Genomic DNA, 22,197 nt, shown 5'->3' on the forward strand with positions numbered 1-22,197 from the left:
GCGGGCGGCAGCTTGGGGCGGACAGTGGTGACGTTCCGCGTGCGGACAACGCTCTCGGTTCCGGTGCCCGTCGGTTCGTCCGGGCCCGGTGCTCCCGTGAGGTCTGAGGGGAGTTCCAGGCGGAGGATGCCCTGGTCGACGTGGGCCAGGCCATGGGAGTCGCGGGCGATTGAGTCGATGACCTCGGTCGGGTTGAGGTCACAGCCGGCCTCGTGCTGGAGCCCGGACCCGAGCCGGAAGAGGCTGGGCACGGTCTTGTAGCCGCGGACAGGCAGCACTCCGGTCATGCAGAGGCCACAGATCAGCGGGCGCCTGAAGGGCTCCGGGTCGGGACCGATCTCCTCTGCGGACACAGTTCGCCCGATCGTTCCGTCAGGCAGCAGTTCCCGGGCCGTCCTCATGTCTCCCCCTCCGTAAGTGGCGGCCGGTTCCGCCCACGGCGTAAGCCTTCTCTCCGATCATGAAGGGGGCATCGGCCGGGCCCTTGATGTAGGGGCCGCGCCAGATGAGCCGGTGTTCCTGGGTACTGGGGTACCACTGCCGGACTTTGTGCATCCGGACGGTCCACCGATGGTGGTACGCGCGAGACGGCGGAGCCCGTCATGCTCCGCGGGACTGTACTTATGTGGTCGGCCGGTCGCCCGCGGGCCACGACCAAATCCTCGGCTTCGGCCCGTCTTCGGGCTTCCACGGCGGGGATTCGGCCGGCTCCGTCTACCTCGTGCTCACTCCTCGGCGGTACGTTCGGGCGCTGGGGGCTCCTGCGGCAGGTGCCTCGCGTTGTGCTCCGGCCAAGGGGCCGGAACTGTGGACTTGCAAGCCGCGGCTTGTTCAGGTTTGGCGTAGGTTCAGGGGGGTCCACTGCAAGGTGCTGTGACTTCTAGTGCGGTATTCGTGGGGGTCGACCTCCATCCGTGTGTCCACCGTCTGCGGGCTGGTGCGGTGCACGACAAGGGTGGGTTTGCAGACATCGGTCATCACCATCGCAGGGTGATCGATGTGCAGCCAGGTGGACATGCGGCGGGAGAGTTGCGGTTCGGGATCGACGACGGTGGTGAGCAGGAGGGGCAGGTCGATCCTGATCTCCCTGACGGACCACATGAGCTGGTCTGCCCGGGACTCGGGCTCGTCCGGGTCGTCAATGGGGTCGTCCCATTCGCGGTACGGCGGTGGGGTGGGGCTGAGGCGTTCGTAGCGCTCAATGACTACGAAGGAAGGCTTCTCGCCGTTGATCCTTCGCTGTGCCCGTGCGTTCACGTCTGCTGGGGTCGGGTTGGGAGTCTCGTCGACGGCCAGCCAGTCGGTCTGTTCATTAGGGGGATAGCCGGTGTAGAGGAGCGTGGGTACGCCGGCTTTCGCTGCGTGGACGGCGATGTCCCGGCCGACCTTGGCTTCCCGGCTGCCCCGCTGCGCGACGATGCCTACCTTGTGGCGGAAGTTCAGCTCGGCGAGGTCGGTCAGGTCTGGCCACGGTGTGGGGATCGGGGTGCTGGTTTCCATGGTTCGACGCAGTGGCTTCGGTAACGGTGCAGGATGCCTCTGCTCGTCGTGCTGGGCCAATGTCTGTTCCTGTCGGTCAGGGCTTGAAGTCGTGCCGGGCTGATTGGCGACGATGGGGGCGGTGTAGGGTCCGCGACTTCGTGAGCACGCGTCCTGCGGAAACACCGGAATCCGGGCTTCGTTAGCACCGACTCTGTCGGCCGATCACGAGTACCTGCGCGGTCATGGGGCTCGGAAGTCGTGACCGCGGGCCAGACGAACTCCCAGGCCACGAGATCGATTGCTCACCGAACCGCGGATTTGCTAATCCAGTGCTAACGAATTGCCTTCATCGCTAACGAAGTCGCGGGTCCTACAAGGCGGGTGTCAGGTGGAGGCCATGTCGACGAACCGCGAGTAGTGCCCCTGGAAGGCCACCGTGATGGTTGCCGTGGGTCCGTTTCGGTGTTTTGCCACGATGAGGTCGGCCTCGCCTGCGCGGGGGGAGTCCTTCTCGTACGCGTCCTCGCGGTGGAGCAGGATCGCCAGGTCAGCGTTGTCTTCCAGCGCGCCGGAGTCGCGCAGGTCGCTGACTTGCGGCTTTTTGTCGGCGCGTTGTTCGGGGCCGCGGTTGAGTTTGGATACGGCCACGATCGGGATCTCGAGTTCTTTCGCGAGGAGCTTGAGGCAGCGGGAGATTTCGGAGATCTCCTCGTATCGGGACGAGAAGGGGCGGGTGCCGTAGGTGAACATCTGCAGGTCGTCCACGACGATGAGTTCGATACCTCGCTGAGTGCGCAGTCTGCGGCTTTGTGCGCGGAGCTCGGTGAAGGTGGCGTGCGAGCTGTCCTGTACGTAGAGCGGGGCCGCGGAGGTGTCGGGCATGCGTCGGGCCAGGCGTGTCCAGTCGTCGTCGGTCATGGTTCCGGAGCGCATGTGGTGGAGTGCGACGCGGGACTCGGCGGAGAGGATCCGCATGGCGACTTCGGTCCGGCTGGATTCCAGAGTGAACAGGACGGCGGGCAGGTTGTTCTTGATGCTGGCGCAGCGGAGGATGTCGAGGGCCAGCGTGGATTTGCCCATGGCGGGGCGTGCGGCGATCACGGTGAGGTGGCCGGGTTGGAGGCCGCCGGTCAGGGAGTCGAGGTCGGTGAATCCCGTGGGTACGCCGATCGGGTTGCCGCGCCTTTGCCCGATGGCTTCGATCTGGTCGAGGGCGTCTTCCATTATTTCGCCGAGGACGAAGGCGGGCGGGACGCTGTCGGGGCGTTCTGCGGTGGCTTCGAAGATTTTGGTTTGTGCGGCGTCGGCGATTCGGTCGATGAATTCCGGAGTGCCGTCGGTGGCGAGGTCGTGGATGTGCAGGGCAGCGGCCTGCAGCCGCCGGAGTCTGGCTGTCGACTGCACCCGTTCGGTGTTCTTGGCCAGGCTCCGGCTGTTGGCTTTCTGCCGGGCGAGGTCGTTGATGTAGTCGGCGCCGCCGGCTTCGTCGAGCTGGTCTGCCTTGGTGAGGTCCTCACACACGGAGAACGGGTTGGGCGTCTGGTTCGCCCCGTAGATGGTCAGGATGCTGTTGTAAATGACCGCGTGGGCCGGCCGGAAGAAGTCGTGGCCGCGGAGGATCTCGACGGTGTCCGCGATGGCGTCGGTGGAGAGCAGCATGTGGTGAAGGACGGCCCTCTCCGCCTGCAGGTCGTTGGGCTGGGCCTGCTCGATGCCGTCTTCGGCCATGTGGTTCCTCTCGCTGTCCGGCACCGCGCACAGGTGCCCCGGGTCAGGGTAGCCAGCCCGCGGACTGGGCCATGATGTGGATCAAGAACGCTTGGAGGCACGGGCGCGGGCCAGGGCGAGGCGGTGGACATCCTGTGCCGTTGGCGGAGTCTCGGGTGGGCTTGGCGGGGCGTAGAACGGGGTGGACGGCTCGCCGTCGCTGGGCTGCGGGGTGTTGTCGGAGGTTCCGGAGGCAGGCGCACCACTGACCAGGCCGGCTCGTCGCCAGAGCGGAGCCTTTTCCACCGGGAGCTGGGGGTCCTGCGGGGACAGGACCTGGAGCGCACGGACTACCGCGTGGTCCAGGTTCAGGCGGGCGACGAGCTGGGGCGCGAGGAGCCGCATCTGGCTTGCCCATGCCTTCGAGTCGGCACGCACGATGAACCGGCCGCCGCCATCGACGTCGACCACCGTCACATGCGCTGCGATCTCGGGTCCGACGATGTCGGGCCAGGACGTGAACAAGGGGTGCACGGCCGGGATCATCCACCCGCGCTCGGACAGCAGGTCGGAGAAGGCCTTCCGCAGGAGCACCGGTCCCGCCCCGGGCTGACTTCGCCGGCGTGAAGCGCGCTCGCCGCGCCGCCATCGGGCGTCCTGTCTGGCCTGCCACAGTGCGAGGCGGGCGAGATCCTGATGCTGCTCCATGCGCCCTCCTGGACTACAGCGATGGTGCTCTCAGGTTCATGATTGTCCTGTACTCGGTGTGTGCTGAGGCATACAAAGGGAGATGTGAACACTGCTCCTTGGGACAGCGGCGGCCGGCTCCCGAAGGCCATGCGCATTCATCCCCACGCCCCCTCGAAGTCCCTGCGAGGAGACAACACGGGACGCTGCCTGTACTGCCACAACGTGGTGTGGTGGTATGACCGGGCCGATGGCGGCAGGATTCCTCTGCTGCCCAGGCAGTTCCCCACTTCCCGTGTTCCGCCTCGGGCGCGGTGGAGCGTGGATGCCGGTGTCGCCCGACTCGGGTCGGTGGAAGACACGTGCTGGATCGCGCACCCGACCGTCTGCCCTGGTATCGAGCATGAGGAGTTCACGGACACGGGTCTGGCCGATCTGCACCGGCAGTCCGCCATCAACATGCAGACCGCGATCCGGGAAGGAAGATTCTCCGCGCCCTTGACGGGAGCGGAGAACGACGACCAGGGCGCCGGCCGCGAGCGCGACGGCCGCAGCACTCGCCGGGACGTTGTCGCCTACCACTCCGTGCACCTCCTCGCCCCGTCAACGGTCGGTGAGCTGCTGTGCGTGGCGTTGTCGGAAGCAACAGGACAGCGGTGCGACAACCTGGTGCGTGATGACCGGGCGGGCTTTCAGGGCGAGTGGGCGGAGATCGAGATGCCCTACCCGCGCGACCCGACCGGCGACGCCCCGCTGTGGGAGGGCCAGACAATGTGGGTGTGGAGTCTGAACAACGTCAGCTACAAGGAGAGCGTGCGCTGGCGCGACCAGCACTGTCCCGCCCACGCCGCCGAAAGCACCACGCCCGACGCCCATCCTCGCGAATGTGAGCACTTCGACCCGTTTCGCCACAGCAGCCATATCCGGTACCAGCGGCCGACCGCCGTACCCGTGTTCTCCCCGGAGCCGAGCAAGGCGACGCGGCTCATCTGCGCCGGGAAGGGGTGCGATGCGGGCAAGGTCGGCGCGGTGCCGGACAGGGAGGTCGTGGAAGGGCTGGGCTGGATGTGCTACAAGTGCCGTCCCAAGCACACGGCTCGCCGTGCCACGCACCGTCGTTGGGAAGCAGATCCGGGCCGCTCCGGCCAGGGTTGACCGTGACCACTTCCCAACCGCGCCCGGACCCGCGCCGCCGTCTACCTGCCCGGCGATCACGGTAGACGAACACCAGAGGGGCCTGTCCGTGCAGCTGGGGAGCCGCGCACCCAGTCAGCGGCGTCCCCGGTCACCTCTCGCCATAATGTGTGCAGCTTCCCTGTCATTGCTGCGGCTCATGCCCCCTCACCAGCCCGCCGGGGTGCGGCGCCGCGGGCAGGGCTGCCCCGGCTCGTTCGGCGCGAGCCCGGCGCAGCGCGGCGGCCTCGATCGCCGCTGCCCGGCGGCGGCGCTCAGTGCGGGCCTGCGCGATCGGGGCCGGCGCATCGTCCAGAACGACGCCGGGCTCGGGGAACGCCCGGTGCGACAGCTCGCGCATCGCCTTCGTCTGCCGCTCCACCGCTTCCGCGATCGCCGGCTCCACCCGGGACGGTGGCGCGGCCTGACGGTGCGCCTCGATCGCGCGGCGGTACCCGTCCGGCGGTGTCCGGCGTTCCACCGGACCGGCTGGTGAGGCAGGCGCGGGCGAGTCCGGAGCAACATCGGCCGGGGTGGTGAGGTCCGTCTTCACGGGCGCGGGCGCCAGGACGTGCAGGGCGCGGACGTTCCCGCTCGGCACCCGCTCGCTGGCCGCCGCAATCAGCCGCGCTGCGCTCCAGCGCAGCTTCGTGCCGACGGCCGGGGCGTCGGGGACGACGTCCAGGCGGCCGGTCTCGGCGTCGAACGCCACGGCCTTCACACGCCCGGCGAGCTCGGGCACGGCCGCGGCGAGGATGGCGTCGAACTCGGCAAGGACGCTACCGCCAGCGGCCGGGGTGGCCAGGCCGCGCTCGGTCATCATCATGTCGATCGCCGCGCCGAGCCCGAGCGGGGCACGGCCGTCGCGCCGGACGACGACGGTGGTGGTAAGCCGCTTCGGCTTCTTGGTGGTGGACCCGTTCTTCCTCGCCGCCTCGCGGGCCGCGAACAGGACCTGGCGCGCGAGGTCGACGCCGCTCAGCTCGGTCATGCGATCACCGTCCCGGCCGCGTCGCCGTCCAGTGGGCGCGCGGCGAGCTCGGGCAGCCGATCCGTCCACGACGCGGACCTCTCGGGCCGGGCAGCGGACTGCTCGCGCAGCTGCTCCAGCCGCGCCGCCAGAAGACACTCGGCCACGCGGTCCCGGGCCGTGTCGGCGGCCTTCGTCGCGGCGGTGACGGCATCCGCGCCGGTCGGGTGGTGCTGGAACCACGGACGGCCCTGCTCGGACCGGTACGCCCGCCGGGCCTCGGCTTCAGCCTCCGGGGTACCGCGCAGCATCGCCAGGGCGCTCTCGTGGTACTCGCCGAGGGCCTGCTGCGCGCTGTGGAACGCGGTGAACACGTACGCGTCCGCAGCGGCCTGCGGATCGGCTTCCAGGGTGGCCACGTCGGTGATCTGGAGGAACTCCTGCCACGCAGCGGCGGTGCTGTGCTTGATGGCTGTGCGGGCCCCGGCGCCGGCGGCCGCAATGCTGCCTGGGTCGCTGAGGTCGGCGGACCCGGCCGCCGCGAGGAGACCGGCCTCACCAATCAGGACCTCGGTATGACGGCCGTGGTCGCACGCCTCGCACAGCCCGGCCGCCCGGACGCGCCCGCAGTCCTCGCACGCCAGCGCCTGGCGGACCGCGTCGGCGGCGGCCGCGGCCTGCCGCTCGCGTTCCGCCTGCTCAGCGGCTGCCGCACGGGCCGCATCGCGCCGGGCCCGCTCCGCACGGGCCTGCTCCTGGCGCCAGGCAAGGTCCTCCGCCTCGAGGGCGACCCGCTCGCGCAGCCGCTCCTCGAGGACGCGGCGGCGCTCGCCGTCGGCCAGGCCGGGCAGCTCCCGGTCGATCTCCGCGCCGATCCGTGCACGCCAGGCACGACGCAAATGGCGGACGTTGCCGCAGTTCTCGCAGTCCTGCGCGGTGTCGAGCCGCATTCCGTCGTCGCACTTGCGGTGCGAGCAGGCGGGCCGCTGCACCAGGCCCCGTCCGATCAGCCACCCGTACGGCTTGTCGACCAGGGCCTCGCCGCCGGTCTGCTCCAGGCGGTCGGTCAGCCGGTCAGCGAGCAGCCGCGGCGCACCCGCCGGCGCCACGCCCAGGCCCGCCAGCTGTGCCAGTTCCGCCTTCGTGGCCGCCTCGACCTTGTTCTGCTGCCAGCCGTTCAGCTGCTTCCACAGCCACGCCACCGGGCCCAGGGCTACCCGCAGGGAAAGATCAGCCGGAAGGGCCACCCGCCTCTGCTGCTGCGCCTTTTCCCACCCCGCGGCCTTCGGTCGGCCACCGGGGCCAGCCCCGGCAGCGCGCTGCCCCACCTGCTCATCGACCGGGGACTCCTTCGGCTTTTCCCCGCGCAGCGGGCCGTCCTTGGCCACCAGTTCGCCGGTCCCGGCAGCGCTGGCCTGGCCGTCGAAGGCCTGGTCCTCGCCCGCGCACACGCGCTCCGGCCGACTGCCGTCAGCCCCACGGCCTTCGCCGGAAAAGCCACGAGAGAGCTGCGGAGGGACGACGGGAGTAACCAGGTGAGGGTGGTCAGTGTGAAGGGCTGCCGCAACGTCGGGGTCTGCAACATCGGCCTCATCCGTCACCGGCACGCCGCTGACCTGCGACTCTTCGTCCAGCTCCGGCGTCTCACCAGCCCTTGCCGCAACGTCGGGGTCTGAAAACTCGGGCTCCTGGGCCTGCGCACGGTCCTCCTGGACGTCGTCGGCGACGGTGCGGCCGTGCGCGGCGGCAACCGCCGGCACCATCAGACGCGACCGGTTCCGCATGCCCGAGCCCGTCCGCAGACGCACCCGCAGCACCAGCTCCCGGTCCTCCAGGCGCTCCAGCACCCGCTCGCCAGCCGACGCCGTGCACCCCAGCAGCCGGGCCACCGTCGTCGCCGCACGGCCGCGCTTGGTGTCCACGGTTCCGCCGCACTGCCGCACCCGCCCGTTCTCCCGCGCCTCCAGCACCAGCAGCAGCAGCGCGAGGCGGTCCGTCGCCGCGCTTCGACCGGTACGCGTACCGATCAGCCCGGCCGGGGTGACCGAGCCGTCCCGGTGCGTCCAGCCCGGACCCATCACGGCCTGCAGCAGCCGCCACAGGGTGGCGTACTCCTTCTTCGCCAGGTTCAGCGGGTGCCCGACGACGTCCTGCGCCGCCCACAGCGGCAGCACCTTGCACTCCAGGCCGTCGTCCTGCCCGTACTCGCCCGGCGCCGTCTCCACGGAGACCACGCCCGAGCGGCGCAGCACCGGCACCACGTTCGAGGCCACGTGCGACGCGGACAGCCCGAGCCACCGGCCCAACTCCGAGGTGCGGATCTCCACCACGCCGGTCTCCGACGGCGTCCGCGACGCCAGCACCAGCACCGCCAGACGCACCGCGTCCGACGCACCGTCCAGGCCGGGCACGTCCAGCAGCGCGCGCACCGCGCCACCCAGACGCGCACGAGCGTCGCGACCGAGCGACAGCGGATGACCTGCGGCCCGCTCCGGGACCGGACTGGCCTGCGCCGAAACCGACCGCAGTCGGCGGCGCGAGGTCCCGCAGGCCGGCACCGACCGCAGCGCGGCCCGCTGTCGTGGAAGGACTGCAGAGCTGTCCGCGGAGTCGCCTGCCGAGTGCGGGTGCATCGCGACGAGCGTCGCCCTCGACATCACAGGGACACACCCCCGTCCACGCAGCACACCGAGGTGAACGGGAACCTGCTGCCGAACCGATCGTTGTGCGGCACATGGCAGCCAAGAAGAAGGACCCCGCAGCCCGCCGAGCCCGAGAGTCCGCCCGGAGGGCAGCCGCCGCACAGCGGATCGGCCCCCGCCCGGCTCGTACCCCCCGCCCACGACAGCCCAAGAGCCTGTACGACATGAAGCCGCCCGGCGTCTTCTACGAGGACTGGGAACACCCGGTCGGCTCCGACACCGAGGTAATGAGCACCATCGCCACAGCATTCGGGCCTGAGTCGGGCGAAGCCCGCACCATGCAGCTCCTGCTGGACTACCGCCGCATCTACGGGCCGTACCTCCCGCTCGGTGCCGCGGGCCATCTCGACCTGATCCTCGAGGACACTAACCTGGCCACTGACTTGGCCGAGTCCATGGGCTCCGTACAGACCGAGACCCGCGACACAGTGCACTCCCTCCACGCGCAGGGACTGCTGCTCATCGCCGACGACGGATCCCTGTGGCTGACAGTCCCGCCTGGAACCCCGAACTCGGCTCCGAGCGGACAGTGGGCATTCATTGAGAAGAAGGCGGACGCGCCGTTGAAGGCCGTCGCCGGCTGATGCTCGGGTGCTCACTGAGCACCCTCCGGCGCCCGGGCGGTAGGCGGCCCCGTGCGAACGGACGCCCGGGGTGGGCAGAGCGGGGCAGATGTTCATGGCCGTGGTGTACCGGCTGAAGCGGACACCTCCGCTGGGGGCGGGACGGACGAAGGGCGCAGCGGCGCGAGAAGTGATCACTTCGGCAGACTGGACCGGCCGCCCTGTGGACAGAGACCGGCCAGCCTCGATTGCCCCCAGCGCTCCCGCACGGCGGGCAGCAACCTTCGAACCCGTCCCGCCACACGGGACAAAGCCCTCGCGGACACCACCGTCGACGGAGTTGTCGACGACCTCCGAGAGCGGGGGTACGGGCGAGGCGGCAGTCGTCGCGACCACGTCCGTCGAACCCGCTCCGAAAGCCCCGCTCTTGTAGCTTCCTACCGGAAACCCCTCTTCCTGTACGAACTGGGAAAAGGGGTATGAACCGTACGTCGATCCCGTCACACGGGACGACCGCCGGGCCTGAACCGGGGTGAAACGGACACTGTCAGGCTGACAAGGGGACACCACGTCGTGCACTATGAGAAACGACCTGCTCTCCATGTAGCTGGACGACCGTGCCCCTCGGGGCTGGCCCACCGGATGTGTGGATGTGACGGGTAAGCCCCCCTTCGTGAGAAGCGGGGCAGACACCGACCGGGTGGGGGGAGATTTCTCCGTCCCGCCCGGTACTGCTGAACCGCGAAGCCCCTGTGGTGGGGGCCCGCGGGTAACGCAACTACTAGCTACAGCTGTGGTGGCCGTGGTTAGTGGCTTGGTGTGTCAGTGGCCCTGGTTAGGGGCCGGAGAAAACGAGCGGCTCGGTGAGCCGCAGCTCAGGACCAGCGGCAAACTGGGACCTGAGCGGCCGACGCGGGTGGTTAATCCGTAGTCGGTAGACGGGCCGCGCGACGGCCAGCGGATGGTTAGTCCGCTTTGTGGCGCGCGCGGCCGATGGCCTTTAGGTCATCCCGATCCCCCCTCGGAGGTCGGCGTCGGCATGCCCTCATCCAGCTGTGTGGCTTCGGGAAAACGCTTCGCGAGCCCACTGAGCAGGTGAAGGTAGACGTCGCGGTGTGGGCGCCGAGGGTGGGCCTCGCCCGACTCCCAGCGCGCGACCGCCACGCGCTTCACACCCACAACGTCCGCGACATCCTTCTGCGTGAGGCCAGCAGCAAGACGCAACTGGGCCCGCACGTGGGGTGGCGGCAGGACGTCGTCCAGGCCGTCCAGCAGGGCATCGACCTGCCTCAAGCGGTCCGGGTCGGGCATGGCGCAGCCTCTCATGATCGACAGATCCCTGAAAGATACACCACTAGGACTCTGAGAGGGAGGTGTCGTGGCCGTTCGTTCCGGCGGATCGCCTCCTGCAAGCCGGTTCCTGACTTCGGCGTCGGTCCGTCCGAGGGGCTGGTGGTCCGCGATAGGGCGAACCGCGTTGTGGGGTGGAGCCCCGATCACCCTGGCTGTCCGGAGCATGTGCAGAGCGAAGCCAGCGGATGACTCCGAGATCTTGAAGCGGGCCGCAAGCTCACGTGTCGTAGGAAGGCGGTTACCCACTAGGCACGTGCCGTTCGTGATCTGCGAGAGGAGCGCCTCGGCGACCGGCCGCCAGAATGGATCCGCTGGGCGCGACTGGCGTGCATGAACCCAGTTGGCGATGCGGTCGGTTCCGTCGTACAGGGGGCCTTCGGTCCGGAGCGCTTCTGCCTCGATGCTTTCGGCCTTGGGCCGGCTGTCGTACCACCGGACGTCCTGACGCTTCACCAGATGCCACCAAAACTTCTGGCGGCGGTGATCGGCGAGGCGCTGCTGCAAGTTCATGGTGATTCCGACGTACAGCAGGCGCTCTTCGGCGTCGTACAGCCGATACACAGCCGTACGAACCGTGCTGATCTTCTTGTACGGGCCTTCGTGCACTGCTCATGACCTCCACTCGGTCCGCGAGTACAAGACGCTCTCGCGCCAGGCCCCATTGGTGTGGACGTGATCACGCAGCACGCCCTCCTGTACGACGGGAAGGCAGATCACAAACCGCCCCGCACCACGAGATGCTGACCAGCCCTGAGAGGTCACCGGGTATGGTCCATCCCCGTGCAACGCCTCGCGATCTTCGACCTGGACGACACGCTGATCGACCGACGGTCGGCGGTCAGCAGTGCGGTGGCCAGCCTCTGCCTCGCACGCGGCTACGAGCCGGCCGTCGAGCAGTGGCTGCGTACCGAACTCGCCGATCGCGCTACCCCTGCTGATTTCGCCCGACTTCGCACGGCCTTCAGGCTGCACGAGTCCGCTGAGGAGCTCTGGCACGCGTACGTCGACCTCATGGCCGCCTCCACCACGTGCCGACCGACCGTCCTCGAGGGCCTGGCCCACCTCCGGGCCGCCGCATGGACAATCGCCATCGCCACGAACGGGCCCAGCGACATCCAGCGTGCCAAGCTCGCCGCGACCGGAATCAGCGAGCTCGTTGACGGCGTCGCAGTCTCCGGCGACATCGACGTCCGGAAACCCGACCGGCGACTTCTCGAACTCGCGGCTGCCCGCTCCGGCCTGCGACTCTCCGACGGCGGCTGGATCACCGGCGACAACCCAGCCGGCGACATGGAAGGTGGCCGGCGGGCGGGCCTGCGAACCATCTGGCTGCGCGTACGCCCGTGGCCCGACAACCTCGTCCCGCCCCACCACGCCGTCGATGACGTCACCGACGCCATCACCATCCTCCTGAACGAACCCACGGAGTAGCAGCACCATGCACCAGCCCACCGTCGGCATCCTCCACCCCGGCAGCATGGGCGCCGCAGTCGCGGCGTGCGCCGCGACCAACGCGTCCGCAGTCCTCTGGTGCGACGCAGGGCGTAGCCCCGCAAGCGCCACGCGCGCAGAGCGGCTCGGGCTGGGGGCGGTATCGACGCTGCAGGAGCTGCTGGACCGCTCGGAGATCGTGATCAGCCTGTGCCCGCCGGCTGTCGCCGAGGACCTGGCCCGTGACGTTGCTGCGCACGGCTTCGCCGGCCTGTACGTGGAGGCCAACGCCATCAGCGCCGAACGCGCGGTAAGGATCGCGGGCCTGCTCGGGCCGACAGCGGCCGTGGTCGACGGCGGCGTCGTCGGCTCTCCACCAGTGAACGGCAAGACGCCGACCCTGTACTTGTCCGGTCTGGCCTCTGAGACCGCTCGCATCGAAGCGCTCTTCGTCCGGACCGCAGTGCGGACGAAGGTGCTGGGTACCGAGGTCGGCCAGGCGTCCGCACTGAAGCTCGCGTACGCCAGCTTCCAGAAGACCTCGCGCGTGCTGGTGGCCCTCGCGATCGGGTTGGCCCGCGAGCACGGCGTCGACCAGGAGCTCATCGACATCGCCTCCCGTCGCACCGACTCGTACCTCTCCGAGCCCGAATACATCGCGAAGACGGCTGCGCGTGCATGGAGGTGGGGGCCCGAGCTGGAGGAAGCCGCCGACATGCTTGCGGCCGCCGGCCTTCCCCCGGAGATGCTGCGCGCGGCCGCGTCCACGCTGGCCCGGTGGGACAACGTTAAGGACGACGGCGAGCTCACGCTCGCCGACGCCCTGGACCGGCTTGCCCAGCCGTAGCCCGCATTCATGCCGCTCCGGCTCCCGCCCGCTGGACCAGGAGCTGGTCGATGAGTCGGGCGGACTCCCCCGGCGACATCGCCGCGGTGTCCAGCGTGAGGTCCCAGGCGGTATCCGGGTGCGCGTCCAGGTCCTCGCGGGTCGCTGTCCAAGCCGCCAGGCGCGCAGCGGTGTCGCTGTCACCCCGGCCCTCGGACCGTGCGGCCGTCACCTCCTGCGGGCACCACAGGAGGACGACCACCCAGTCAGCCGGATAGCCGTCGACCAGCGCGCGGATGCCGTCGATCTGCCCGAGGTGCACCACCGGCACCCCGGCCGCGAACGCCGCATCCACCCCCGGCCGGTCAATCACGTAGGTATTGCCGTACCGCCGGTTCGCGTAGACGACGTCGCCAGCGGACTCCAACTCGCGCAGCTGCGCCTCCGAGCCCATCCGGTACCCGTCGCTCTTGCCCGAGCCGACCTTGAGCCTGGCGAACTGTCCGTACCGCGAATCGAGCCCCGTGAGCGCCTGCGTCACGGTGTCCTTGCCCGCAGCCGGCGGCCCATAGAGGATCACACCCTGCCTCCGGCTCACGCGTACATCGCCCCCATCGCCTGCCGGGCCTGGTCCGCGAGCGACACCGCGGTACCCATCCGGTTGTCGACAACCAGGTGCGGCACCGCTGGCCGCAGCTCCAGGTCGATCGTGGCCATGTACTCCTCCCAGCGCTGCAACTTCCACGCGTCCCGGGCAGCAGAGCGGAACCCGATGTACTCCCGCATCGACTCCTCGTCACAACGAACCCAGACCGGGAAGACATCGACCCCGAGAGCGTTGCACCGGTTGGTGAGCCGCTGCATCCAGTTCACGTCCGTCATCTCGGCGATGAACGGCGCCGTCAACACGGTGGAGATGCCGCACTTGATGTTCGCCATGGCCGACTGCATCAGGCAGTCGTACTCCACCGGCCGGACCTTCTCCCGGTACAGGTCGGTGTGCCTGTCGTTCGCGTCTCCATCCAGCGCGACCAGCAGGCGCTCAACAAGCGGGCGGGTGAGCGGATCCTTGTCCAGCAGCGGCCAGCCCGTCAGCTGGACGAAGAACCTGGCGAGCTCCGTCTTCCCACTGCCCGCATAGCCACCCACGAGGATCAACACCGGGCGGTGAGGGTCACCGCCGGTGTGCCGCCTCTTCCACGCGTCGATGATGCGCTGCTGCAACGCGAAATGATCGGCCTCACCGGTGCCGGGCCCGATGCGGTGAATCGCCCGCTCCACGGCCAAAACGTGCGAGCCGTTGAGACGGTCATCCAGGGGAGTCAGCTTGAACGAGCTCTCCTCGCCCGGCAACGCATTGCGGAACCCAAGGTCAGGCTCGGTGGCCCGGTAGAGCAGGCAGTAAGCACGCCGGTAGTGCGGACCCGGGTAGACCTCACCCTGCTCGTGCTGCCACAACGTCTGCGGATTCGCCGCCGGGATGCCCTTCAACTTCGCCTGCTCCGCAACCTCCCGCAGACGATCGCCCGCTTTCTCCAAGGTCAGGCCATGCGCCTCCCGCTGCTCACGCAGCCGGTCCGGCTCCCACCCCGCTCGGTACTTCCCCACCCTCTGCCCCTCCTTCGTCGTCATGCACGTGAGCCTAGATTCAGGCCCCCAAAACCCATGTGTACGTAGATGTTGAAAACCCGTGAATGGAGATGCGCACGCACATCTGTAAGCCGTTGTGATGGCCCGTCTGCACTGAGCGCGATGTGATTTGCCTCGTCAGCCAGGACATCGAGCGAAGGCGGTGCGGTCAGTGGATCGGCAGTTGGTACTGCAGCTCGTAGAGGTGGCCGGCCTTCGCCATCACCGAGACTTCGATGGGGCGCCCGTTGTCGGTCGAGACGACGCGGAAGGTGCGAAGGACCGGCACATCCTCCGGAAGTTCGAGGAGACGGACTTCCTCGGGTGTGGGGATTCGCACGGAGACTCGATCGACGGCGGCGGCCGGTTGATAGCCCATCTCCGCGAGCAGGGTCGGGGATCCGCCCTTGATGCGGCGGCGGTGCGCCAGTGCCGTTCCGCGGGCAATATCCGCCGGGTAGTAGGAGCGGACGAGTTCGGCCGGTTCGTCGTCGAGCAGCATCAGCCGGTATCGCAGAACGGCGGTCTCTCCACTGGCCAGCCCGAGTACTTCGGCCACCTGAACAGGAGGCTCGACCTCGGTGACGTCGAGAATCTCGCTCGTACCGACCTGCTGCCGCTTGGCAGCCTCGGTGATCCAGCTGTACGGAGCGTCTCCCTGTGCGGGGGGCATGTACGAAGCGGGATTGATGATCTGCTGAGTGGTGCCTCGGACGAACACGCCAGCGCCAGCTTTGCCCACGACGAGCTGCTCGTCCTTGAGGATCTTCAAGGCTCGCTGAATTGTCTGGTTGACGACGGCGAACCTGCTCATCAGGTCGCGGACCGACGGGAACTTACTCCCTGGCGGCATGTCCCCGGACAGGATCAGTGCTCGCAGCTCGGCAGCGATCTGCTTGTGCTGGGGCCTCGAGTCGACGTGCTCTCTCGCCATTCAACTGGTCCGCATCCGGTAGTGCAGGTGTCGGCCCTGCGCGGTCATGGTCATGTGGACGGCCTCCATGGGGCGGCCTTCCTGATCAAGGCTGAGTCGGACCAGGAGGAGGACCGGATCACCTTCGTTCAGGTGCAGCAGAACCTGTTCGTCGGAGGTGGCCTCCCGGGCGGAGATGTCCTCGGCGACCTCGTTCGCGATGTACCCGAGCTTGCCCAGCAGGGTCGGTGCCCCTCCGGGGATCTTGCGAGGCAGGGCCAGCGCCGTCTCGCTCGCAACGTGCAGCGGGTAGTAGGAGTCCGCCAGCTCGATGGGCTTGCCGTCCAGCTCGATCACCCGACGGCGCACGATGGCGGCCTCGCCGGGGGCGAGGCGCAGCGCAGAGGCGATCAGTGCAGGTGGGATGCACTCGGTCACCTCGACCAGCCTTTGTGTGCCGGCCTTCCCCATGCGTGCGGCCTCGTCCGCCCAGGCGTCACCGGTGCCAGGTTCCCGCGGCGTGATGTACGCGGACGAGCCGCTCGTCCACTGCTGCGTCATGCGCTTCGCCCTCCTCGTTCGATCCGAACCCCCAGGTTATCGCCTTGCTACCTGAATCAGTACAGCGCGGAGCTGCTGCAGCTATTGCAACTGTGCTCATTAATTCAGTACAGTTCGAGTGTGCTCAGCCGGGCACCCCGAAACGGAGGGAGGTTGTCAGTGCTGCGCGTGAAAGAAGTCGCCGCCGTCCTGAACGTGCACACCGCCACGGTCTATCGGCTGATCGAGTCCGGCGACATCAAGGCCGTACGCAGCGGACGTCCGCGGCAGCAGGGCACCCGTGCCCGCGGCGGAGCGATCCGGATCCCGGAAGAGGCGCTCAAGGAGCACCTCGCCAAGTCGGCCTATGTCGTCAACGAGTAGCGCAACCGCCCACAGCTTGCCTGCACCTCAACGAGGAGGAACCACGATGCAGATCGACTTCACTCCGGGTGGCCTCGGCGCCCAGCCCGGCGACATCGCCACCTGGTCCGCCGCCGACTTCGACGGCTACGAGCACGTACTCGAGGCCGCCAACCCGGCCTTCGTCCGGGCCGCCGCCACCGGAACCTTCGTGGTTGGTCTGCATGCGGAGGGCACCGAGGTGGTCGTCGACCTCGGGACGGCCGACGCCCTTGCCCGGCGGATCGCCGCCGGCGCGAAGGTGTCCGGTTCGCAGGGCACCGTGTCCCCCGTCCTGCTCGCCAGCTGATTCCGGCTTCCCTCACCAAGACCGCGTTCCGTACGCGGTCCTGGTGAAGGGAGCCGGAGACGGCCCCCAAAAATCTTCATATCGAGAGCGGCTGGAAACGGGTGACGGGCTTCGGCCATGAGGTCCCCGTGGCTCCAGAGTCACCGCTCCGCACCACCTTCTCGCGGCCGTTTGGCTGCCTGCCCGACACAGCACCGCCGCCTCCAGTGGGCGGGTCTGTGTCGGACGGAGAACCCAACTCCGCACCTCTGCCTCTCCCCCTCCTGCCCGTTGAACAGGGAGAACCCCATGCGACCCAGCACCCGCGAACCCCTCCTTCTGAGCAAGCTCGCCCCGCAGAACATCAACCTCCGCGACGGCGAACCCCGCACGATCCTCTGCCCGGACTGCCAGACCTGGCACCGCCTGGAACGCAAGATCGTCAAGCCCCACCACCTCGACCGCACCGGACGCGGCGCCGCCGGCGCGGCCCCCCGCTGCAAGGGCAGCCTGCGCCGCGTCACCTTCGACCTCTCCGTCGAGGAGTGGGGCGAACGCCTCCTCCGCGCGGAGGAAACGGTCACCGGGCGCCGCGCCCAGGGCGGCACCCGCCGCAAGCCGCTTCCCGTCGCGCCGACCGCGATCAGCCGTTTGGCGCACACGACGGACGCCCTCCGCAACGGCCTCCGGGCACACCGCGCCAGCTGCCAGGTGTGCCGCATCGGCGTCCCCTGCGACCACGCCATCAACCTCTCCGACCGCATCAACGCCCAGGCCCAGGCCGCCATCCCCTCGCGGCCGGGCTCCAACCTCGCCGGGCCGGCCGCCGCCCTCGACCGCACCGAGCGCGCCCTCGCAGCCCACCGCCACACCTGCACGACCTGCCGCACCGGCCGCCCCTGCACCACCGGCCAGAAGCTCATCGCCCACCGGGCCACCGTCACCCAGACCGTGGCAGACCTGCGCCAGACCCGACGCCACCAGGACAAGCAGGCCACCGTCGTCGAACAGCACCGCACCCGCGACACCGCACGTCAGCGCGCACAGCAGTGGGAGACGACCGCCACCGCGGTGAAGAACGCCGACGTCCAGAGGCTGCGCGACGAGCTGGAAGCCACGCTGCGGCAGCTCAACCCGAACCTGGACCGCTTCGAGCGGGCAGCACTCGACAGCCGGATCACCGGCCTCGCCACGACGATCTACCGCCCGCAGCCGCGCAAGAAGTAGGAGGGAAGGGCCCATGGCCAAGAACGACGACCAGGCGACGCGAATGGCCGCGTATGAGCAGCGGCAGGCCGAGCTGGAGGAGATGCACGCGTGGTACGAGGCGTCGGACCACGCCGAGTACGTGCAGTACCTGGATGAGCTGGACGCCCGGGACGCCGAACTCAGCTGACACTCGCACGATCGACCACGGCCGCGGGGGCCCCCCCCCCCCCCCGGGGGGGGGGGGGGGGGGGGGGGGGGGGGGGGGGGCGCCACGCCCCCCCCCCCCCCCCCCCCCGGGGGGGGGGCCCCCCGGGGCGGGGGCCCCCCCCCCCCCCCCGGTTGTTGTGGGGGGGCCGCGGGCCCCCCATACCTCAGAACAACCCCACCCCCCCCCCCCCCCCCCCCCCCCCCCCCCCCCGCGGGGGGGGCCGGCGGCCGTGGCTGCTCGTACAGCAGCCCAGAAACGACGAACCCCCGGGGGCCTAAGCCCGGGGGTTCGTCTCTGCAGTCACCCTCCGGAAAGGGAAGACGCACATGCACAGGATGACATCCACTCAGGCCCGCCGGATGCGCCGCCCGGTGCTCCAGGCCGCCGTTGACGCCGGCGCCGGGTGCACCAAGGCGGACCCCGACCTTTTCTTCCGCGCCGACGGTCAGCCGCCGGCCACGTGGCAGGCGCAGCGCGCCGAGGCGGTCCGCTTCTGCCACGGCTGCCCGGCACGGGCGGCCTGCGAGGAGCTGGCCCTGCGCGACGGCGACGGCAACAGCCGCGTCGACGACCTGGTCCGCGGCGGAAGGTCCGGCAGCGAGCTGGCCGCCCTCCGCGAGCGCCAGGCCCAGCGCGTCGGCGCCGCGATCGCCGCCGACGAGGCCAGCGACACGGAATGGAAGAAGCTGACCAGCCTCACCGTCGACCTGAACCGCGAGGCGGGCAGGACGCCGACCAGGTCCTCCGGTATGCCGCGCCAGAGCGAGCTGCAGGCGCTGCAGAACCAGCGGATCCGCAATCTCGTCGCCCAGATCAGCCAGATCCGCTCCGCCCGCCGCGCCCGCACTGGCTGGGAGGTAGCGGCATGACCACCACCCTCACCCCGCGCGCCGGAAAGATCGACGACATCCGTCGCGAAGACGACTCCCGCGGCTACGAGCGCGACGAGACTGACTCCCTCCACCAGGTCGAGGTCGGCACCCTGCTGCTCTCCATGGCCCAGCGGGACGATGTTCGGATCCCCGACGGGCGCCGGGTCCGGCGCACCCTCGCCGAGATGGCCCCCGGCTACACCCGACCCCCGCTGCTCTCGTTCAAGACGCTGTCGTTCAGGGCGGCGGAGGACGCGTGCGGCCTGTGCGGGTTCTGGACCTGCCGTTGCGGCCAGGCCGCCACCGCCCCGGTTCGCTCGCGCGCGACGGGCACGGTCCGGTGAGCTCCTGCGGCCACCCGCCGACCCTGGTCACCGTGAACTCGGTCGGCGCGGACGGCAAGCCCTTCCAGTCGGTCCGGCACGAGCCGTGCAAGTGCGGCGCCGACGCCCAGACGGAGAAATAGGAGCCCGTGCACATACCGACCGCCCGTACCGCCCAGCACCACGCGGTGCGGGCCATCGCCGCGCGCGGCCTGGCCCACCCACTCACCCGGGTTCTCCTGGCGGCCGCCGCACTCACCGCGGCCGCTGCCTGGGAGAGCGGCCACCGCGTCACAGACATCCACCCGCCCATCACCCGGCACGGCAAGAGCTGATTCGCCGCTCCCGCCCGGCGGGAGCGGACGACAACTTGTTGACCGCCACCCCGGCGCTGCGCTGATCGGCTACCCGCCGCACGGGACGCCGGCCTTTCACCACCCCGGTCCGGGGCATCGCTTCTCTTCAGTCCTGATCCCTCCCGTAAGGAGTGACGTGAGCCAGTTCCTGATCGTCCTGTCGATGCTCTACCTCCTGGCCCTCGGCGTCTTCACCGTCTGGGCCGCCGTCGCCCCCGTCCGCCCGGACAAGCCCGCCAGTGCCCCCCGGTGATCCGCCTCTTCCTTGCCGCCCTCGCCTTCACGGCCTTCGCCATCGAGGGCCAGGTGTTGACCGGCGTCCTCATGGCGGCCGGGATCTACGTCACCGCGTGGGCCGCCGCCAACTCCCGCCGCTGACCCCGTACACCCCCTCTCCGTGAGGAGTCCCCCGTGACCAGCCCCAGCCCTCCGTACCTCGACCACAGCCCGCTGGACAGGCCGCCCTTGCAGACGGTCCTCCCGCCGGCCCCCCGCGATGCCCGCCCCCACACCTCCGACACCGGCTCCCCCACCACACACGAGCAGAACGCCGGCCCTGCCGCGGCTGCGGCCCTGCACTGGTCCAAGGGCGACCGTTGGCTGCTGCGCGCAGGCATTGCCTCCGGTGTCGGCGTGGGCACGCTCGGCCTGGCCTCGTCCTACCGGGCCCTGGAGAAGAAGGCCGCCGCCCCTGCGTCGGCCGGCGGCTGGGGCTGGGGCGACTACGCCTGGATGCTGCCCGTCGGCGTGGACCTCGGCATCCTCACCTTCAGCATCGTCAACCTGCTCCTGGTCAAGGCCGACAAGCCGCTCGGCTGGGTCAAGTGGGTCCCCCGGGTCCTGACGATCGTCACGATCGTCCTGAACTGGCAGACCGGCGCCACGCTTGAGGGGAAGATCGGCCACGCTGCGCTCGCCGCACTGTGGGTGGTCCTCTCCGAGATCGCGGCCCACCTGTACGCCGCGCACATCGGTCGGCTAAAGGGCCGCCGCGAGATGGAGCGGATTCGCCTCTCCCGCTGGTTCTACACCCCGGTCAGTACGCAGCGCGTCAACCGGCTGATGAAGGTCTGGGAGATCACCTCCTACGACGAGGCGCTGGAACGCGACCGCGAAATCTCGGTCTACCGGTCCGGACTGCGCAAGGAGTTCGGACGGCTGTGGCGCTTCAAGGCCACGGAGGAGCGCCTTCAACCGCTGAGGCTGACCGCGTACGGCATGCGGATCGAGGAGGCACTCGAAGAGCCCGACCGTCAGCTGACGAAGGCCGAGCTTCGGGACCAGAAGCGGGAGCTTCAGCAGGCCCGCGCTCGGCTTCAGAAGGTTGAAGCGGAATCTCAGGTCAAGCGCGCCGAGCTTCACGCGCAGGCTGCGGAGGTCAAGGCCAAGGGCGAACTCGAAGCCGCCAAGGCGGAGGCCGAAGCGGCAGCTTCAATCCGGGTTCAGCAGGCTGAAGCCGACCTTCAAGTCAATAAGGCCGAGGCCGACTCCGAGATCAAGCGCGTTGCTGCCGAGGCCGAAGCTAAGGTCCGCGAGCTTGAACTTGCCGGACAGGCTCGCGAGGACGAACTGGCCCGCAACCGGGAAAAGGACCAGCTCAGCTGGGAGACCGAGCGCGCCCGACTGGTTCTCGACCAGCAGGCTGAAGCCCGCCGCCTGGAACTTGAAGCCCGCCAGAGCGAGGTTGAAGGCCAGCTGATCGAGAGCGCCGAGACGGCCACCGCCCGACGCGTTGCGAAGGAGGAGGAGCGGGCCGCTGCCGAGGCGGGCCGCGAGGCAGCTGAAGCTCTGCGCGTGACTGCTGAGGAGGAGTTGAAGGCCAAGCAGACCCTCCTGAAGGCAGCTCAAGCGGAAGCTGACGCCAAGGAGCTCGAGCGCAAGGCCGCCGAGGATGCAGCCGCCGCGAACGCCGCCCGGCTGAAGGCCGCCGAGGACGAGGTGAAGGCTGCCGCTCTGGAGGCTGAAGCCCGGCTGAACCCGGTTGAACGGGAGGCTCGGCAGATCGCCGACATGATCCGCGCCGAGGGCCTGAAGGCCGTCACCCTCACCCGGATCGAGCAGCACTTCGGCGTCTCCCAGGGCACCGCGTCCACCCGGCGCAAGCGCGCGATCCAGATCCTCCAGGAGAACGGCGAGCTCCCCGCGGAAGCCGCCTGACCTGCACGAACTGCTTCGACGGTTCCACCGGCCCCCGAGGCACGGGCAATGCCTCGGGGACACGGTGAAGGCGCCGAAGCGCCGGCACCAACCCTGCCACCCCAACCCCCGTCAGGGAGGAGAAACCGGCACGTGAGCAGCACCAGCGCAGACCGCCCGACCTGGCGGCGCAAGCGTGACCAGAAGCGCAGCGAGACCAGGGCGCAGCGCACCGAGAACTACCGCCAGCAGCTGCGCCGAGAGGGCGCGACACGCGGCATCAAGGGTGTCGCGGAGGCCGAGTTCAACATCGTCCGATCGGTCATCGGGGCCCTCCCCGAGCACCGCCGGGACGAGGAGTGGAAGGCCCTCGCCGCAGTCCTGCGGCAGCTCGGCCAAGGGCTGAGCAGTCGTCACAAGCAGTGA

At 69.5% G+C, this 22,197-nt stretch carries 25 protein-coding genes; 14 read left to right on the plus strand and 11 right to left on the minus strand.

Annotated elements, in window-relative coordinates:
* The 4 genes from ACGFYY_RS32515 to ACGFYY_RS32530 all read right to left on the minus strand — a co-directional run.
* Positions 1–287: hypothetical protein (locus tag ACGFYY_RS32515; RefSeq protein WP_393714906.1), on the minus strand; the 287-nt coding region annotated here is incomplete at its 3' end.
* A gap of 544 nt (positions 288–831) precedes the next feature.
* Entirely contained in the window at positions 832–1,500 is a 669-nt protein-coding gene (locus ACGFYY_RS32520; RefSeq protein WP_393714908.1) for a hypothetical protein, read from the minus strand.
* 366 nt (positions 1,501–1,866) lie between these two features.
* Positions 1,867–3,210 (minus strand): replicative DNA helicase, encoded by a 1,344-nt coding sequence (gene dnaB, locus ACGFYY_RS32525; protein ID WP_393714910.1) that lies wholly within the window; start codon positions 3,208–3,210, stop codon positions 1,867–1,869.
* A gap of 81 nt (positions 3,211–3,291) precedes the next feature.
* Positions 3,292–3,897, minus strand: a complete 606-nt coding sequence (locus ACGFYY_RS32530) for a DciA family protein (RefSeq protein ID WP_393714912.1) — start codon at positions 3,895–3,897, stop codon at positions 3,292–3,294.
* A 129-nt stretch (positions 3,898–4,026) separates the two neighbouring features.
* Here ACGFYY_RS32530 and ACGFYY_RS32535 point away from each other — a divergent pair, with 129 nt between their 5' ends.
* A complete protein-coding gene (locus ACGFYY_RS32535) occupies positions 4,027–5,031 on the plus strand; it encodes a DUF6083 domain-containing protein (RefSeq protein ID WP_393714914.1) in 1,005 nt (334 codons plus the stop codon).
* A gap of 163 nt (positions 5,032–5,194) precedes the next feature.
* On the opposite strand, the gene ACGFYY_RS32540 is transcribed toward ACGFYY_RS32535, so the two are convergent.
* Together ACGFYY_RS32540 and ACGFYY_RS32545 are read right to left on the minus strand one after the other, a co-directional pair.
* Complete coding sequence (locus ACGFYY_RS32540; RefSeq protein WP_393714916.1) at positions 5,195–6,040, minus strand: DUF721 domain-containing protein; 846 nt, start codon at positions 6,038–6,040, stop codon at positions 5,195–5,197.
* Entirely contained in the window at positions 6,037–8,448 is a 2,412-nt protein-coding gene (locus ACGFYY_RS32545) for a hypothetical protein (RefSeq protein WP_393714918.1), read from the minus strand. Before ACGFYY_RS32545 ends, ACGFYY_RS32540 begins: the two co-directional genes overlap by 4 nt.
* Positions 8,449–8,885: 437 nt before the next feature.
* On the opposite strand from ACGFYY_RS32545, the gene ACGFYY_RS32550 reads away from it, so the two are divergent.
* On the plus strand, positions 8,886–9,305 hold the full coding sequence (locus ACGFYY_RS32550) for a hypothetical protein (protein WP_393714920.1): 420 nt from the start codon (positions 8,886–8,888) through the stop codon (positions 9,303–9,305).
* Between the two features lie 984 nt (positions 9,306–10,289).
* On the opposite strand, the gene ACGFYY_RS32555 is transcribed toward ACGFYY_RS32550, so the two are convergent.
* On the minus strand, positions 10,290–11,243 hold the full coding sequence (locus tag ACGFYY_RS32555) for a helix-turn-helix domain-containing protein (protein WP_393714922.1): 954 nt from the start codon (positions 11,241–11,243) through the stop codon (positions 10,290–10,292).
* Positions 11,244–11,417: 174 nt separating this feature from the next.
* On the opposite strand from ACGFYY_RS32555, the gene ACGFYY_RS32560 reads away from it, so the two are divergent.
* Positions 11,418–12,068 carry an HAD family hydrolase gene (locus tag ACGFYY_RS32560; RefSeq protein ID WP_393714924.1) on the plus strand — a complete coding sequence of 217 codons (651 nt, stop codon included), beginning with the start codon at positions 11,418–11,420 and terminating at the stop codon, positions 12,066–12,068.
* 7 nt (positions 12,069–12,075) lie between these two features.
* Positions 12,076–12,915: a DUF1932 domain-containing protein gene (locus ACGFYY_RS32565; protein WP_393714926.1), complete on the plus strand. Its 840-nt coding sequence runs from the start codon at positions 12,076–12,078 to the stop codon at positions 12,913–12,915.
* A gap of 7 nt (positions 12,916–12,922) precedes the next feature.
* Here ACGFYY_RS32565 and ACGFYY_RS32570 read toward each other — a convergent pair whose 3' ends face one another.
* From ACGFYY_RS32570 to ACGFYY_RS32585, 4 genes are all read right to left on the minus strand, one after another.
* Positions 12,923–13,492 carry a guanylate kinase gene (locus ACGFYY_RS32570; RefSeq protein ID WP_393714928.1) on the minus strand — a complete coding sequence of 190 codons (570 nt, stop codon included), beginning with the start codon at positions 13,490–13,492 and terminating at the stop codon, positions 12,923–12,925.
* Entirely contained in the window at positions 13,489–14,526 is a 1,038-nt protein-coding gene (locus ACGFYY_RS32575) for an AAA family ATPase (protein ID WP_393714930.1), read from the minus strand. The genes ACGFYY_RS32570 and ACGFYY_RS32575 overlap by 4 nt, the downstream gene beginning before the upstream one ends.
* A gap of 166 nt (positions 14,527–14,692) precedes the next feature.
* Positions 14,693–15,457 (minus strand): GntR family transcriptional regulator, encoded by a 765-nt coding sequence (locus ACGFYY_RS32580; protein ID WP_393714932.1) that lies wholly within the window; start codon positions 15,455–15,457, stop codon positions 14,693–14,695.
* Positions 15,458–15,997: a GntR family transcriptional regulator gene (locus ACGFYY_RS32585; protein ID WP_393714934.1), complete on the minus strand. Its 540-nt coding sequence runs from the start codon at positions 15,995–15,997 to the stop codon at positions 15,458–15,460.
* A gap of 159 nt (positions 15,998–16,156) precedes the next feature.
* Here ACGFYY_RS32585 and ACGFYY_RS32590 point away from each other — a divergent pair, with 159 nt between their 5' ends.
* From ACGFYY_RS32590 to ACGFYY_RS32635, 10 genes are all read left to right on the plus strand, one after another.
* Positions 16,157–16,360: a helix-turn-helix domain-containing protein gene (locus ACGFYY_RS32590; protein WP_393714936.1), complete on the plus strand. Its 204-nt coding sequence runs from the start codon at positions 16,157–16,159 to the stop codon at positions 16,358–16,360.
* 46 nt (positions 16,361–16,406) lie between these two features.
* The gene (locus ACGFYY_RS32595; RefSeq protein WP_393714938.1) at positions 16,407–16,688 is read left to right on the plus strand and encodes a hypothetical protein; all 282 of its coding nucleotides are present in this window, start codon (positions 16,407–16,409) and stop codon (positions 16,686–16,688) included.
* A 288-nt stretch (positions 16,689–16,976) separates the two neighbouring features.
* Positions 16,977–17,894, plus strand: coding sequence for a hypothetical protein (locus tag ACGFYY_RS32600; protein WP_393714940.1), 918 nt, complete (start codon positions 16,977–16,979; stop codon positions 17,892–17,894).
* A 13-nt stretch (positions 17,895–17,907) separates the two neighbouring features.
* A complete protein-coding gene (locus ACGFYY_RS32605; RefSeq protein ID WP_393714942.1) occupies positions 17,908–18,063 on the plus strand; it encodes a hypothetical protein in 156 nt (51 codons plus the stop codon).
* 356 nt (positions 18,064–18,419) lie between these two features.
* Positions 18,420–18,953, plus strand: coding sequence for a WhiB family transcriptional regulator (locus tag ACGFYY_RS32610; RefSeq protein WP_393714944.1), 534 nt, complete (start codon positions 18,420–18,422; stop codon positions 18,951–18,953).
* Positions 18,950–19,300: a hypothetical protein gene (locus tag ACGFYY_RS32615; RefSeq protein ID WP_393714946.1), complete on the plus strand. Its 351-nt coding sequence runs from the start codon at positions 18,950–18,952 to the stop codon at positions 19,298–19,300. Before ACGFYY_RS32610 ends, ACGFYY_RS32615 begins: the two co-directional genes overlap by 4 nt.
* Positions 19,301–19,428: 128 nt before the next feature.
* Positions 19,429–19,614: a hypothetical protein gene (locus ACGFYY_RS32620; protein WP_393714948.1), complete on the plus strand. Its 186-nt coding sequence runs from the start codon at positions 19,429–19,431 to the stop codon at positions 19,612–19,614.
* A gap of 270 nt (positions 19,615–19,884) precedes the next feature.
* Positions 19,885–20,013, plus strand: coding sequence for a hypothetical protein (locus ACGFYY_RS32625; protein WP_383981166.1), 129 nt, complete (start codon positions 19,885–19,887; stop codon positions 20,011–20,013).
* A 33-nt stretch (positions 20,014–20,046) separates the two neighbouring features.
* Positions 20,047–21,792, plus strand: a complete 1,746-nt coding sequence (locus tag ACGFYY_RS32630) for a DUF2637 domain-containing protein (protein WP_393714950.1) — start codon at positions 20,047–20,049, stop codon at positions 21,790–21,792.
* 132 nt (positions 21,793–21,924) lie between these two features.
* Positions 21,925–22,197: a hypothetical protein gene (locus ACGFYY_RS32635; RefSeq protein WP_393714952.1), complete on the plus strand. Its 273-nt coding sequence runs from the start codon at positions 21,925–21,927 to the stop codon at positions 22,195–22,197.

Origin of the sequence: Streptomyces sp. NPDC048331 (genome assembly GCF_043201215.1) — a bacterium.
In the GTDB taxonomy this organism is placed as follows: Bacteria; Actinomycetota; Actinomycetes; order Streptomycetales; family Streptomycetaceae; genus Streptomyces.